The organism is Bradyrhizobium macuxiense, from assembly GCF_007993935.1.
GTDB classification, from domain to species: domain Bacteria; phylum Pseudomonadota; class Alphaproteobacteria; order Rhizobiales; family Xanthobacteraceae; genus Bradyrhizobium; species Bradyrhizobium macuxiense_A.
Genome location: NZ_VITY01000009.1, coordinates 289423 through 304385, shown reverse-complemented (window position 1 = coordinate 304385; position 14963 = coordinate 289423). Strand labels below are relative to the sequence as shown.

The 14963-nt window shown below is 65.6% G+C and carries 13 protein-coding genes; 6 read left to right on the top strand and 7 right to left on the bottom strand.

Translation table 11 applies throughout. The features are described 5' to 3' along the window. Positions 1 to 71: 71 nt before the first annotated feature. The 7 genes from FBZ93_RS24525 to FBZ93_RS24495 all read right to left on the bottom strand — a co-directional run bounded on the left by FBZ93_RS24525 (position 72) and on the right by FBZ93_RS24495 (position 6899). Positions 72 to 2234 carry a hybrid sensor histidine kinase/response regulator gene (locus FBZ93_RS24525; RefSeq protein ID WP_246667626.1) on the bottom strand — a complete coding sequence of 721 codons (2163 nt, stop codon included), beginning with the start codon at positions 2232 to 2234 and terminating at the stop codon, positions 72 to 74. A 510-nt stretch (positions 2235 to 2744) separates the two neighbouring features. Beyond that, the gene (locus tag FBZ93_RS24520) at positions 2745 to 3518 is read right to left on the bottom strand and encodes a thioesterase family protein (protein ID WP_146989204.1); all 774 of its coding nucleotides are present in this window, start codon (positions 3516 to 3518) and stop codon (positions 2745 to 2747) included. Beyond that, positions 3518 to 4486, bottom strand: a complete 969-nt coding sequence (locus FBZ93_RS24515; RefSeq protein WP_146989202.1) for an NAD(P)H-dependent flavin oxidoreductase — start codon at positions 4484 to 4486, stop codon at positions 3518 to 3520. Before FBZ93_RS24515 ends, FBZ93_RS24520 begins: the two co-directional genes overlap by 1 nt. A 178-nt stretch (positions 4487 to 4664) precedes the next feature. Further along, entirely contained in the window at positions 4665 to 5201 is a 537-nt protein-coding gene (locus tag FBZ93_RS24510; protein WP_246667625.1) for a hypothetical protein, read from the bottom strand. Positions 5202 to 5283: 82 nt separating this feature from the next. Beyond that, positions 5284 to 5865 (bottom strand): YqaA family protein, encoded by a 582-nt coding sequence (locus FBZ93_RS24505; protein ID WP_146989201.1) that lies wholly within the window; start codon positions 5863 to 5865, stop codon positions 5284 to 5286. A 63-nt stretch (positions 5866 to 5928) separates the two neighbouring features. After that, entirely contained in the window at positions 5929 to 6342 is a 414-nt protein-coding gene (gene hisE, locus FBZ93_RS24500; RefSeq protein ID WP_146989199.1) for a phosphoribosyl-ATP diphosphatase, read from the bottom strand. A gap of 122 nt (positions 6343 to 6464) precedes the next feature. Then, entirely contained in the window at positions 6465 to 6899 is a 435-nt protein-coding gene (locus FBZ93_RS24495; RefSeq protein WP_146989197.1) for a hypothetical protein, read from the bottom strand. Positions 6900 to 7163: 264 nt separating this feature from the next. On the opposite strand from FBZ93_RS24495, the gene FBZ93_RS24490 reads away from it, so the two are divergent. The 6 genes from FBZ93_RS24490 to FBZ93_RS24465 all read left to right on the top strand — a co-directional run bounded on the left by FBZ93_RS24490 (position 7164) and on the right by FBZ93_RS24465 (position 14953). Beyond that, a complete protein-coding gene (locus FBZ93_RS24490; RefSeq protein ID WP_167529196.1) occupies positions 7164 to 8219 on the top strand; it encodes an ABC transporter substrate-binding protein in 1056 nt (351 codons plus the stop codon). 232 nt (positions 8220 to 8451) lie between these two features. Beyond that, complete coding sequence (locus FBZ93_RS24485) at positions 8452 to 10230, top strand: glucan ABC transporter ATP-binding protein/ permease (protein ID WP_146989193.1); 1779 nt, start codon at positions 8452 to 8454, stop codon at positions 10228 to 10230. A gap of 203 nt (positions 10231 to 10433) precedes the next feature. Then, complete coding sequence (locus tag FBZ93_RS24480) at positions 10434 to 11858, top strand: D-alanyl-D-alanine carboxypeptidase family protein (RefSeq protein WP_146989191.1); 1425 nt, start codon at positions 10434 to 10436, stop codon at positions 11856 to 11858. Positions 11859 to 12035: 177 nt separating this feature from the next. Further along, positions 12036 to 13718, top strand: a complete 1683-nt coding sequence (locus tag FBZ93_RS24475) for a long-chain fatty acid--CoA ligase (protein ID WP_146989189.1) — start codon at positions 12036 to 12038, stop codon at positions 13716 to 13718. An 83-nt stretch (positions 13719 to 13801) separates the two neighbouring features. After that, on the top strand, positions 13802 to 14359 hold the full coding sequence (locus FBZ93_RS24470; RefSeq protein ID WP_146989187.1) for a DUF924 family protein: 558 nt from the start codon (positions 13802 to 13804) through the stop codon (positions 14357 to 14359). A gap of 108 nt (positions 14360 to 14467) precedes the next feature. Beyond that, positions 14468 to 14953 (top strand): peroxiredoxin, encoded by a 486-nt coding sequence (locus FBZ93_RS24465; protein ID WP_050419364.1) that lies wholly within the window; start codon positions 14468 to 14470, stop codon positions 14951 to 14953. Positions 14954 to 14963 lie beyond the last annotated feature (10 nt).

The following is a 14963-nucleotide window of genomic DNA, read 5'->3' as shown; positions in this document are numbered from 1 at the left end:
AATTCAACGCGTCCCGGCCATCGCGGCAACAGCCGGGCCGTCGCCCCTTCGAGACGCCGCTTCGCGGCTCCTCAGGGTGACGGTGAGAGAGTGGACTGCGCCGTGAGAGTATCGGCGCTGGCGCCGGCCGCGGCCGCGTGCTGCTTCACGCCCTGCCCCAATAGCTGATCGAGCCGCTCGCGGAGCTGATCCTGGTGATAGGGCTTGGCAAGCCGCGGCAGGTCGACGTGGGTGCCGTCGGGCAGTTCGGCATAGCCGGTGGCGAGCAGGACGACGAGCTGCGGCCGCACCTCGCGGGAGGCCGCGGCGAGCTCGATGCCGGTCATGCCGGGCATCACATGATCGGTCATCATCAGGTCGATCTCCTGATCGCTCCTGAGAATATCGAGCGCGTGCGGTCCGGAATTGGCGCCGATCACGCGATGACCGAGGTCTTCCAGCATCTCCATGGTCGACATCGCGATCAGCGGATCGTCGTCGACCAGCAGGATCACCGCCGAGCGCTTGACCGGCTGCGCCACGGGCACGGGACTTGCGGCTTCCGGCGCGGCGGTCGCGACCGGCAGCACCAGCACCGCCGTGGTGCCCTTGCCGACCGCGCTCGACAGCTGCAGCGCGCCGCCGAGCTGCACCGCGAGCCCGTGCACCATCGACAGGCCGAGCCCGGTGCCCTTGCCGACCGGCTTCGACGAGAAGAACGGCTCGATCGCGCGCTTCAGCACGTCCGGCGACATGCCGGTGCCGCTGTCGACCACCGACAGTTTCAGGTAGTTGCCCGGATGCAGCGCCGGATCGCTCTTCGTCTGCTCGTTCCTGGTCGGCTCGTTCTTGGCCTGCCAGGCCGCGAGGCCGATCTCGATCACGCCGCCATCCGGCATCGCATCGCGCGCATTGATCGCAAGATTGAGAACCGCGAGCTCGAGCTGGTTGGCATCGACGCAGGCCGGCGGCAACCCCTCGGGGATATCGAGCCGCAGCACGATGCGCGGCCCGAGCGAGCGCTCGAGCAATTCACTCATGTCACGCACCAGCGCGCCGAGATCGACCGGCACCGCGCGCAGGTCCTGCTGCCGCGCGAACGCCAACAGCCGCTGCGTCAGCGAGGCGCCGCGCTCGGCGCCCTGCAACGCGCCGTCGACCAGCCGTTGCAGCCGCGGGTCCTCCGGCATCCGCTTGCGCAGCAGATCGAGATTGCCCATCACGGCCATCAAGAGATTGTTGAAGTCGTGCGCCACGCCGCCGGTGAGCTGGCCGATCGCCTCCAGCTTCTGCGCATGGCGGAGCTGCTCCTGCGCCCGCTCGCGCGCCGCGACCTCCTTCATCAAATCGGCGGTGCGCTGCTCGACCCGCTGCTCCAGCGTCGCGGTGAGTTCGGCGAGCGCGGAGCGCTCGGCGGCGAGCTGCGCCAGCAGCGCCTCGCGCTCGATCTCCGCGGTCTTGCGCGCGGTGATGTCGGAGCAGACCCCGACCAGCGAGCGGATGCCGCCGTCCGGCCCGCGCACCGCGCGGGCGCGCACGTCGACCCAGTGCTGGCTGCCGTCAGGCCAGATGTTGCGATACTCGATCTTGTAGTCGGTGCCGGTCTTGAGCGTGTGCTCGACGACCTCCTGCCGGCGGGCGCGATCGTCGGGATGAACCGCCTCGAGCAGCTCCTGATAGGTGAACGGCAGGCTCGCGGCGCGCCCGAAGTAGCGCTTGCAGGTCGCGGAGGCCTCCAGCTCGAAATCCGGGACGTGCAGTTCGAGCGCGCCGAGATGGCCGGCATTGAGCGCCGTCTGCAGCAGGCTTTCGCTCTCGGTGAGATCCTCGAGAATCGCGCGGGTCTGGTATTGGCGGCGGCGGCCGCGCACGGCCGCCCCGACCAGGCTCACCAGCGTGGTCGGATGGAACGGGCGCTCGATGAAGGTGACATTGCCGAGCGCGCGGCCGAGCCGCGCCGCTTCGGGACTGCGTTCGGACCCGCCGCCCTCGCTCATCAGCACGATGGGGAAATCCGACCATGACGGCTGCTCATTCAGCCAGCGGGTCAGGCCGGCAAGGTCGGCGGTCCTGATCGCCTCGTCGGCAATGATGGCAAGGCCCGCCCCGCTTGCGACCTGGCGCTCGAGCTCGGCAAGGTCGCCGCAGATATTGGCGTAGTAGCCGGCTTCCTTGATCAGGTGGGCAGTCTTGACGGCGTCCCGCTCGCTCGCGGCAAGGATGACCGCGCGTTCCGAGGACGGGCCGGGCTTCATCGCGTCTGTCCCTGCGGCCGAATGCCGACATCATCAGGAACATCACAAAGCCGCCGGACGGCCAGAGCCACGATGCCGGCGGCGGGATCGATACGCGTCATAGGACCCCCTTACGGGAGCGAAACTCGCTGCTGCCGCCAACCGTTCCCGGCGCGGCAAACTTATTTTTGCCGCAAGGAGCAGCCGCAAGCCGCATAGGGACCTGCGGCCATCGCCTCGTGGCTTGCCGGCATGGCTCGCCGCGACCGCGCGGCAAAAATATCGAAAACAACCCCATGCAAAGCAGCCGGCGGCTGCCGGCCTTCGACACGGCAACTTGACGCGTCGGGCAAATCAGGGATATATTTCTAATATTCCGAAATCGTGTAAGTCCTGCCTCGCCCGACCTGAAGGGGGATGCCCGGGATGGGGTCAGCTGTGTGCGATGCCGTATGCGGAGGGAGCGGATCCCCACCTGGCGAGCAAAGCGACCTCCCGTTTCAAGGGGAGGTCGGAGGGGGATAGCCCTGGCTAGCGCGGTTCGATCACCAAGCTCTGCACGGCCCGGCCGAAATAGCCCTGCAGGTCGGCGAGCCGCGACATCGCAAGTCCGGCGCCGTCAGGCCCGATCCAGGATTCGCCATCGAGCAGGATCCAGTCGCCGACCGGCTCGCGCGCCAGGCTCACGGTGAGATCGGCGTTGATGAAGGTCCACTGGTTGAAGTCGAGCGCCGGCGAGGTGCCGTTGGAGAAGTCGGAGGCGACCACCGCGCGCATCGCCTGCGAGACGGCGGCGCCCGCGATCAGCGGCTGGTTGACGCGGAACCAGATCGCGCCGGGTCCCATCACGCCGAAGCGGCCGCGCGCGGCCCGCATCGAGATGCATTTGACGAACGGGCTGTTCGCAAGATTACCCGGCTCGACCATGCTTTCGTCGGGACCCGGCAGCTCGACCGGAAGCGCAGCGATGTCGGGCGGCAGTTCGGCCGCCTGCTGCTTGATCTTCAGCACGGTGGCCGAGACGACGAGGACGCCGTCGGCGAGCAGCCTGACGCCGCAGAGCTGGATCTTGCGGCCGTCGCGCAGGATCTCGCTCGAGACCGTCAGCGTCGCCACCGGCACCGGACGCATCAGGTCGATCGTGACCCGCGCGATCCGCATCGGCACCGGCGTGGGGAGCGCTTCGGCAGCCCAAACCACCAGCGCCGCCGGCGCGGAGCCGTGCTGCATCCGCGGGTCCCACGGACCCGCGGCATCGGGACTGGTGACGACGCGGTCGCCGTCAACACGGAAGATCGGGTCCATCAAAGCGCCGGATCGACCGCTTCGTCGTACTCCTTCTTGAACCGGCCAATCAGCTCGGCCGCAGGCACCACCTTGGAGATGCTGCCGACGCCCTGGCCGGAGCCCCAGATCTCCTTCCAGGCCTTCGGCTTGGCGCGCTCGCCGGACGCATCGGTGCCGAAGCTCATCTTCGTGGGATCTGATGTCGGCAGGTTTTCCGGATCCATGCCGGCCGCGACGATCGACGGCTTCAAATAGTTGCCGTGCACGCCGGTGAACAAATTGGAGTAGACGATGTCCTCGGCCGACGAATTGGTGATCATGCTCTTGTAGCCCTCGACCGCATTCGCCTCCTTGGTCGCGATGAAGGCGGAGCCGATATAGGCGAAGTCGGCGCCGATGATGCGCGCGGCGCGGATGGCGCGGCCGTTGGCGATGGTGCCCGACAGCGCGATCGGCCCGTCGAACCACTGCCGCGTCTCCGACACGAACGGGAACGGCGACAGCGTGCCGGCATGACCGCCGGCGCCGGCCGCGACCAGGATCAGGCCGTCGGCGCCCTTCTCGATCGCCTTGTGCGCGAACTTCTGGTTGATCACGTCGTGGAAGACGATGCCGCCCCAGCCGTGGACGGCCTGGTTGAGTTCCTCGCGCGCGCCGAGCGAGGAGATGATCATCGGCACCTTGTGCTTCTCGCAAAGCGCCATGTCGTGATCGAGCCGGTTGTTCGACTTGTGCACGATCTGGTTCACCGCGAACGGCGCCGACGGCCGCTCCGGATGCGCCTTGTCATAGGCGGCGAGCTCTTCCTTGATCCGGTACAGCCATTCGTCGAGCAGCTCCGGCGGCCGCGCGTTCAGCGCCGGAAACGAGCCGACCACGCCGGCCTTGCACTGGGCGATGACGAGATCGGGCACGGAGATGATGAACAGCGGCGCCCCGATCACGGGAAGAGACAGGCGGCCCTTGAACAGAGCAGGCATGGACATAGGCGGCGGATCCTCAAGTTGATCGTTTGGTGGTCTCGAATGCTGACCGTCATACCAACAAGGCAATCTTTCCAGTGTCAAGGATTGCGTTATGGCGCTGCAAAAGGATGACAAAACCTCATCTAAAGGGAGCATTTTCCGGGCGCATCTGGCATCCCAGGCGCGGGTTCGTCGGCATCTATTGGCAGACCGCCCGTGTCACGAAATTTTCCGTCTTGCAGTCGTTCGGGCCGCGCTTGTGGCCCGGCAAATAGACCAGCGGCGAGCATTTCTCCGACGTGTCGATATCGATGCCCTTGCCTTCCTTGAACCCCTTGCTCTGGCACAGCCGGTCGGCGCCAATCTTGCAGTCGGGCGCACCGTTCGCGGCCACCACGCAGGCGGCGCGCCCGGTCACCATGGTCGAGGGGCGCGCCAGGTTCGACAGGTCGTTGAAGGTCTCGCCGGGGCTCTTCAGCTGGGGCAGCGCCGACTTCGACTTCTCGAACAGCTTTCCGATTTCGTTGATCAGCCCGGGATTCTCACGCTCGACCGGCGCGGGCGGCAACTCGATCTGCTGCTGAGACTCAGCGGGCTGCTGCGCCGGCGACTGCACGCCGAGCGAGTGCGACGCAGTCTGCGCCCATCCGCGCTCGATCGCAGGCAGCGCCATCGACAGCGCAAGGCCCGCCATTGCAACGCGCGCCCTGGCGGGATTGAGTCGCGCGAGATTCACCGGTCGTCGATTCCGTCGGCCATCGCAGCAAGCGTAGTCCGAAGCCGTCCTCAGGCAAAGACGCGAACAGCTTGACCTTTGGTCAGATCAGCTTGAATGCGGCAACGAAGCCCAGCACCAGCACGATCGCGCCGAGCGCGACCCACAGGCCGAGCCGCTTCTCGAGCTCGGCGCGGATGACATCGCCATAGCGGTTGAGCAGCACCGCGACGAAGAAGAAGCGGCCGCCGCGTGCGACGATCGAGCACAGGATGAACAGCCAGATGTTGTAGCCGGCAAAGCCCGAGGTGATGGTCACGAGCTTGTAGGGAATCGGCGTCAGCCCCTTCACCAGGATGATGACGGCGCCCCATTCCGCATAGGAGGCACGGAACGCGTCGACCTTGTCGGACAGGCCGTAGAGATGGATCAGCCACTGCCCGAGCGAGTCGTAGAGCAGCGCGCCGATCGCATAGCCGAGCACGCCGCCGGCAACCGACGCGATGGTGCAGACCGTCGCGAACCACCATGCCCGCTTCGGCCGCGCCAGCGACATCGGCAGCAGCATGATGTCGGGAGGGATCGGAAAGAAGGAGCTCTCGGCGAAGGCGACGGCCGCGAGAATCCAGAGTGCGTAGGGCTTGTCGGCCGCCTCGACGCACCAGTCATAAATCCGTTTCAACATGGGCGCGATGAACCATCATGGAGCGGATTTGTCCATGCCGGGGATGGGCCGAATTTGGTTGATTTACGGCTGCCGTTTGCGCAGCCGGTTCTCCAGCGCGACAATTCGACGCCGCACCACCGGGACAGGCGCGGTCTTGGGCAGGCCCTTGGGGACCTTGACCGGTGACTTCGGCAGCTTCTCGGCGATCCCGAGCAGCCGTTCGCGCCGCTCCATCTCGCGCCAGACATCCTCCGGCTTCACGCCGGCCGACGCCCACAGGACCGTGAGATTGTAGAGCAGGTCCGCACTCTCGCGGACGACGGCATCCGGCTTGCCGCTGATGGCGTCGATCACGACCTCGACCGCTTCCTCGGCAAGCTTCTTGGCCATCTTGGCCGGCCCGCGCTGGAACAGCCGTGCCGTGCGCGACGTAGCCGGATCAAGATCCCTGGCCGCGATCACCGCCTGGTAAAGCCGCTCGATCGAATCACTCATCCTGCGAGCCTAATCGAAACGCGTCGCCAGCGTGTTAACGGCCGGACCGACAACGAAAAATCCACCGGCCTCGCAGCCGGTGGATCGATGCTTTGTGACAGTTCCGAGAACCGACGACGGTGTCAATACGGCGTATAGGGCAGTGCCGAGCGGCGCCCGTAATAGCCGTGATAACCATAATACGGCCCGCCGCCGTAATAGACCGGGCCACCACCATAATAGGCCGGACCACCGTAGTAGCCGGGGCCGCCGTAGTAGCCGTAGGACTCGTAATAGTCGCGGCGGCTCTGGGCTGCGGCGATCGCAAGACCCGTGCCGACGATTCCGGCGAACGCAGCCGCAGCGGCCGCGCCACCACCGCCATAATAGCGACGGCGCGCGCTGATGTCGGTCGCGCCGCTCGTGCCGTGCGATGTGGTCACAGCGGCCGCCTTGCCCGCCGAAGCAGAGCCCGCGAACGCCATCGTCGGCTCAACGGCCGTCAACGCCACCGCGGCAACCGTTGCCAATGTGGCTGCGCGGCCAACAGACGAAAAAACACCTTTTCGCGCAAACATTGCAGTCATCCTTTGTGGAAGCCGGCCCGTCGGGCCTTGGTAAGCTAACCACTCCCTCCAGGTTAGGTTCCCGAAACCGAATGCAAGCTGAACAACCCAAGGTGAAATCGAGGCAGTCATCGGCCGTTCACCTTGCCCGGGGCACAATGAATGCAGATCACGCCTGAAATTGCAGCTTGAAATGACGGTTGCCTTGGCGCATTCGATGTCATGAACAAGGGGCGCAGCCGGCGCGGCACTTTGTCTCGCCTCCCGGATGTCACGATGCAGGTAAGTCGGACCATCGTTCTCCGCTGGATACTGGCCGGCATGATCGGCCTCTCGGGCGGCGTGTGGCCGGCGCTGACGCCGCTGCACGCCGGCGATCAGCCGCAGCCGCACACCATCCAGTTCACGCTCGACCGGCCGCTTGACGCTGCCGCGGCGCCATTCGTGATGGCGTCGGTCGGCGGCCTGTTCGGCGCCGAGGGCCTCAACGTCGGCACCAACGTCGCCACCAGTTCGGCGGACGCAATCGCGCGCGTCGCCGACGGCTCGAGCGATTTCGCGCTCGTCGACATCAACTCGCTGATCCGATTTCGCGACAAGCCTGGCGCAGCCCCCGTCAAGGCGGTGTTCGTGCTGTTCAACCAGGCGCCCTACGCGATCATTGCCCGCAAGAGCCGCGGCATCAAGGCGCTGGCGGACATGGAGGGCAAGGGCCTCGGCGTCGCCGAGGGCGATCTCTCGATCCGGCTGTGGCCCGCGGTCGCCAAACAGAACGGCATCAAGCTATCGAGCGTGAAGCAGAACACGATCAGCGCCGCGGTGCGCGAGCCGATGCTTTCCGCCGGCCAGGTCGATGCCGTGACCGGCTTCTCCTATCTCTCGGCGATCAATCTGCGGGATCGCGGCGTGCCGGCCGACGATCTTGCGGTGCTGCGCTTCGCCGACTACGGCTGCGAGGCCTATGGCTTTGCCGTGATCGTCAGCCCGCACCTTGTCGCGGCCAAGCCGGACGCGGTGAAGGGCTTCGTGCGCGCGGCGGTCGGCGGCACCAATCTCGCGGTCAAGGACCCGGCCCGCGCCGCAAGCGAGGTGGTGAGCCGGATGGACGGCGGTTCGCGCGATCTGGAGCTCGAGCGGCTATCCGCCATCATCCGCGACAACATCCTGACCGCCGAGGTCAAGCGCAACGGTCTCGGCGGCATCGACCCGGAGCGTTTCGAGCGATCGGTCGACCAGCTCGCGGAAGACTTCAAATTCCAGAAGCGGCCGCACGCCGCCGACATCTTCGACGACCAATTCCTGCCGCCGATCGACGGCCGGCTGGTGAATTGAGGCCTCACCTAGCTACGTCATTCCGAGCGAAGCGAAGCAATCCATCTCGCCACGCGCGGAGAAATGGATTGCTTCGTCGCTGTCGCTCCTCGCAATGACGGACTGCATTTGTTCACCGGCATCTCAGGACTGGGCGTCGGAGCGTGTGGACCGGACAAGGAAAGTGGGTAGTTCTCCGTTGTAATCCCGGCTTACAATGGCCCGGCGCCCACCGTTCGAGAGTCCCGCCGGCATGTCCATGCTCCGCCTCTATACCCGCGTCCTCGAACTGCTCGGCAAGGAAGCGCGGCTCGGCTGGATTCTCGCCGCCGCCAACATGCTGCTTGCGGGCGCGCAATTCGCCGAGCCGGTGCTGTTCGGCAAGATCGTCGACGTGCTGTCGGGCCGGCCGGTCACCGGGCTGTTCGCGACGAATTCGGCATGGCCGCTGCTGGTCGCCTGGGCGGCATTCGGCCTGTTCACGATCGGCTGCAGCGCGATCGTCGCCTTGCAGGCCGACCGGCTGGCGCACCGCCAGCGCCAGGCGGTGCTGACCGATTATTTCGAGCACATCCTGCAGCTGCCGCTGACCTTCCACTCCGGCACCCATTCCGGACGGCTGATGAAGGTGATGCTGAACGGCACCGATGCGCTGTGGCGGCTCTGGCTCGGCTTCTTCCGCGAGCATTTCGCCGCGATCATGTCGCTGGTCGTGCTGCTGCCGCTCGCGCTCTACATCAACTGGCGGCTCGCCATCCTGCTGTTCGTGCTCTGCGTCGTGTTCACCGTGCTGACCACGATGGTGGTGCGCAAGACCTACGGCATGCAGAGCGAGGTCGAGGCCTATTACAGCGACCTCTCGGCGCGCGCCTCCGACGCGCTCGGCAATGTCGCGCTGGTGCAGAGCTTCGTGCGGATCGATTCCGAGGTGCAGGGCCTGCGCTACGTCGCCGACAAGCTGCTCGCGGTGCAGATGCCGGTGCTGTCGTGGTGGGCGCTGGTCACCGTGATCACGCGCGCCTCGACCACCATCACGGTGCTCGCGATCTTCACCGTCGGCATCGCGCTCCACAATGAGGGCCTCACCACGGTCGGCGAGATCGTGATGTTCGTCTCGTTCGCCACCATGCTGATCCAGAAGCTCGAGCAGGTGGTGAGCTTCATCAACAACGTGTTCATGGAAGCGCCGCGGCTGCAGGAATTCTTCGACGTGCTCGATGCGGTGCCGGCGGTGCGCGACCGTCCGGGCGCGGTCGATCCCGGCCGGCTGTCGGGCCTCGTCGAGTTCGACGACGTCTCGTTCTCCTATGACGGCAAGCGGCCGGCGATCGAGGATCTCAGCTTCACCGCGCTGCCCGGCCAGACCATCGCGCTGGTCGGCTCGACCGGCGCCGGCAAATCCACCGCGATCGCGCTGCTGCACCGCGCGTTCGATCCGCAATCCGGCATCATCGAGATCGACGGTATGGACATCCGCGCGCTGAAGCTGACGGCGTTGCGGCGGAACATCGGCGTGGTGTTTCAGGAGGCGCTGCTGTTCAACCGTTCGCTCGCCGACAATCTGCGCGTCGGCAAGCCCGACGCAACCGACGAGGAACTGCGCACCGCCGCGGCGCGCGCGCAGGCGCTGGATTTCATCGAGCGCAGCGAGAAGAAGTTCGACACCCATGCCGGCGAACGCGGCCGCATGCTGTCCGGCGGCGAACGTCAGCGACTATCGATTGCGCGTGCGCTGCTCAAGGACCCGCCGATCCTGATCCTCGACGAGGCGACCAGCGCGCTCGACGCCGTCACCGAGGCCAAGGTCAACGCCGCTCTCGATGAAGTGATGAAGGGCCGCACCACCTTCGTGATCGCGCACCGCCTCTCGACCATCCGCCACGCCACCCGCATCCTGCTGTTCGACCAGGGACGGATGATCGAAAGCGGAACTTTCGATGAACTGGTGGCGAAAGGCGGGCGTTTTGCCGAACTCGCGCGGGCCCAGTTCATGGTCCAGGAACAGGCGCGCGCCGGCATCGAGGCACCATAATTCTCCCCTTTCCAATTGAGGCGGCTGCCGAAATTCAGCCGATTTCGTCCACGATATAATTGGCCGGCCTCTGTTCTCTGCTGGCAAGCCGGTATAGGGTTTGCATCGCCGCAATGCGGCGCCGGACACGCTTGAAACCCGTACGTCACATCGCAAGACCTCCTTTTTTTAAAGGTGGGTCTCAAAGGACCGGAACCGGACTCGTGCATTTTCCTCGCCCGCTGCGCCCGTCGTTGAAATGGATTCTGGCCGTCGCGATGCTCGCCGTCGCAACGCCGCAGATGGCGCAGGCCGAGGCGCTGCTGGTGGTCGAGGCCGATACCGGAAAGGTGCTCCAGGCCGACAATGCGACGATGCCGTGGTACCCGGCTTCGCTCAGCAAGCTGATGACGGCCTATGTGACGCTGAAGGCGGTCAAGGACGGCCGCGTCTCGCTCGACACGCTGCTCACGGTGTCGCCGACCGCATCGTCGCAGTCGCCCTCGAAGATGGGCTTCCGGCCCGGCACCCAGGTCACCGTCGACAACGCGCTGAAGATGATGCTGGTGAAGTCGGCCAACGACATGGCCGTGGTGCTGGCCGAGGGGATCGGCGGCTCGATCGACGGCTTTGCCGGCGAAATGAACCAGACCGCGCAGAAGCTCGGCATGACGCAAACGAGCTACGTCAACCCGAACGGCCTGCCGGCCGACGGCCAGATCACCTCGGCGCGCGACATGGCGATCCTCGCCCGCGCCATCATCCGCGACCTGCCGGAATACGAGTATTTCGTCCACATCCCCTCGATCCGCTTCGGCCGCCGCATCACCCAGAACTTCAACAAGCTGATCGGCCGCTATCCCGGCGCCGACGGCTTCAAGACCGGCTTCATCTGCGCGTCCGGCTACAACCTCGTGGCGTCGGCGACGCGCGACGGCAAGCGGCTGATCGCCGTGGTGCTCGGCGCCTCCTCGGGCCGCATGCGCGCGATCCGCGCCGCGCAGCTCTTGGATCGCGGCTTTGCCAATAACGGGCTGGCGTGGCTGCGGCCCTCGCTCGGCACCGTCGACAATCTGGTGCCGATCGATTCCACCCCGCCGAACCTGCGCGAGGAGATGTGCGGCGCCAAGCACAAGCGGCCCGCCAGCGACGAGGACGGCGAAGACACCGTCGCCAGTGCCGGCGCGAGCACCAACGGCGACAGCGGCGTGAGCTTCTTCGCCTCGGGCCTGCAGGCCGCGATGCCGACCAAGCCGGCCGACATGCTGGCACAGCCGGCGGCGGCGTCCGAACCGGTCGTGGTTTATACGGGGCCGACCAAGACCGGTGCTGCGCTGATCGCCGCGGTCGAGGCCGACACCGAGAAGCTGCAGCCGGTCAAGCGCACCAAGGGCAAGCACACCCGCGTCGCGGGCAAGAAGTCCGATACGGCCGATGATGCGAAGGGCGACGCCAAGAGCGCGGCCAAGCCGGACAGCAAGCCGGCGGCCAAGCCGGTGCGTCACGCCAACGCCAAGCCGGATGCCGCAGCTGCGAAGCCGGACAAGCCGGCCGCCGCAAAGCCTGCCGGCAAGCCGGCGGCGGCAAAGCCGGCCGCGAAGCCGAAAGCCGACGCCAAGCCCAAGGCGGACGCCAAGCCGGCCGGCTAGCACAGCGTCACCCCCTCCGATCTCCCAATGCGTCGATAGCGCGCAGCGGCTTGCCATTGGCCGCGGCATCGCTCAATACTGCCTGAAATACCGCGACCAAGAATAATACGACCCAGGGTCGAGAAACCCGGAAACAATCCGGGACGTCAGCCAAATTTGAGAGAGGGAAAGACCATTATGGAGCGCATCTGGCTCAAGCATTATCCGGCCGGCGTGCCCGCCGATATCGACGTCACGCAATATTCGTCGCTGGTCGAATTGCTGGAAGAGAGCTTCAAGAAATTCGCCGATCGCAAGGCGTTCATCTGCATGGACAAGGCGATCACCTATCGCGAGCTCGACGAGATGTCGGCGGCGCTCGGCGCCTACCTGCAGAGCAAGGGCCTGCAGAAGGGCGCGCGGGTCGCATTGATGATGCCGAACGTGCTGCAATATCCGGTGGCGACCGCAGCCGTCTTGCGCGCCGGCTTCGCCGTGGTCAACGTCAATCCGCTCTACACCCCGCGCGAGCTCGAGCATCAGCTGAAGGATTCCGGCGCCGAAGCGATCATCGTGCTGGAGAACTTCGCCACGACAGTGCAGAAGGTGCTGCCCAACACCGCGGTCAAGCACGTCATCGTCGGCAGCATGGGCGACCTGCTCGGCTTCAAGGGCGTGATCGTCAACCTGGTGGTTCGCCGGGTGAAGAAGATGGTGCCGGCCTGGTCGATCCCGGGCGCGGTCTCTTTCAACGAGGCGCTGTCGGCCGGCCGCGCCGCCAGGCTCAACAAGCCGACGCTGACGCTCGACGACGTCGCCTTCCTGCAATACACCGGCGGCACCACCGGCGTCTCCAAGGGCGCGACCCTGCTTCACCGCAACATCCTGGCGAACGTGCTGCAGAACGACGCCTGGCTGCAGCCGGCGCTGGCGAAGCCGCCGATCGTCGAACAGATGGTCATCGTCTGCGCGCTGCCGCTGTATCACGTCTTTGCGCTCACCGCGTGCTACCTGCTGGGCATGCGGGCCGGCGGCACCAATCTGCTGATTCCGAATCCGCGCGACATGGCCGGCTTCGTCAAGGAACTGTCGAAGTACCAGGTCAGCTTCTTCCCGGCGGTCAACACGCTCTACAATGGCCTGCTGAACACGCCCGGGTTCGACAAGCTCGACTTCTCCAAGCTGAAGATCGCCAATGGCGGCGGCATGGCGACGCAACGGCCGGTCGCCGAGAAATGGCTGAAGGTGACGGGCATCTCGTTGTCGGAAGGCTACGGCCTGTCGGAGACGTCGCCGACCCTGACGTGCAATCCCGCGACGATCGAGGAGTTCTCGGGAACGATCGGCCTTCCCGTGCCGTCGACCTGGCTCTCGATCCGCGACGACGACGGCAATGAGTTGCCGATCGGCCAGGCCGGCGAAATCTGCGCCAAGGGCCCGCAGGTGATGTCAGGTTACTGGAACAGACCCGACGAGACCGCGCGCGTGATGACGGCCGACGGCTATTTCCGCACCGGCGACATCGGCGTGATGGACGAGAAGGGTTATACCAAGATCGTCGACCGCAAGAAGGATATGATCCTGGTCTCCGGCTTCAACGTCTATCCGAACGAGATCGAGGAAGTGATCGCGAGCCATCCGGGCGTGCTCGAATGCGCCGTGATCGGCGTGCCCGACGCGAAGTCCGGCGAGGCGGTGAAGGCCTTCGTGGTCAAGAAGGACCCGAACGTCACCGCCGAGGACATCATCAAGTTCAGCGCCACCCAACTCACCGCCTACAAGGTGCCGAAGCAGATCGAGTTCAGGACCGATTTGCCGAAGACCAATGTCGGCAAGATCCTGCGCCGCGAGCTGCGCGACGAGAAGAAGGCTGCGGCGTAGCGCCTGATCCGGAAAAGTGCGAAGCGGTTTTCCGAATAGATCATGCGCAAACAGAAGGTTCGTAATGCGGGCGTTGGACAGACATGACTGACGCGCGCATCGCGACGCCTGCCGACGTCGTCGCGTTCTGGCGAGATGCCGGCCGCGACCGCTGGTACAAGCACGACGACGCCTTCGATGCCGAAATCCGCAGCCGCTTCCTCGCCACCTGGCAGCAGGCGGCTGCCGGTGAATTGTCGTCATGGGAGGCGAGCGACGAGGGCGCGCTGGCGCTGACCATCGTGCTCGACCAGTTTCCGCGAAACCTGTTTCGAGGCGACGCCAGGACCTTTTCGAGCGATCCCTTGGCACGTGAGGTGGCAAGCCGTGCCATCGGCCGCGGCGTCGACGCGCGGACTGACCTGGTGCTGCGCGAATTCCTCTATCTGCCCTTCGAGCATTCGGAGGACCTCGACGACCAGCAGCGCTGCGTGACGCTGTTTAGGCAATATGACTGCCATCCCGACAACCTCAGATATGCCGAGGACCACGCCGACATCATCCGCCGGTTCGGCCGCTTCCCGCACCGTAACCATGTCCTGGGACGGGAAACGACTGCCGAGGAACAGGCCTTCCTCGATGGCGGCGGGTTTTCCGGCTGATGACGGAACGGTGAATGCTTTCGGGCATTGCCGTTCTTCCGTCAGGTCGTATTGTGCCGTCCAACCGCCGGGTTTAAGACAATTCCGCTTCACCGAGGGAGAACACCGATGACGATCAATGTTGGCGACAAGCTGCCGGAAGCCAAGTTTCGCGTGATGACCGCCGAGGGGCCGCAGGTCAAAACCACCGACGATATTTTCAAGGGCAAGAAGGTCGCCCTGTTCGCGGTGCCCGGCGCCTACACCGGCACGTGCCACAAGATGCATCTGCCGAGCATCTTCCTCAACGCCTATGCCATGAAGAACAAGGGCGTCGACACCATCGCAATCGTCTCGGTCAACGACGCCTTCGTGATGAACGCCTGGAAGCGCGACACTGACCAGCGCGACGAGGCCGTCTTCCTCGCCGACGGCAATGCCGACTTCGCCAAGGCGATCGGCATGGAGCTCGACGCCTCCGGCAACGGCCTCGGCATCCGCTCCCACCGCTACTCGATGCTGGTCGAGGACGGCGTGGTGAAGAAGCTCAACAAGGAGCCGGCTCCGGGCAAGGTCGAAGTCTCCGGCGGCGACACGCTGCTCGGGCAGCTGTGAGCCGACGCCC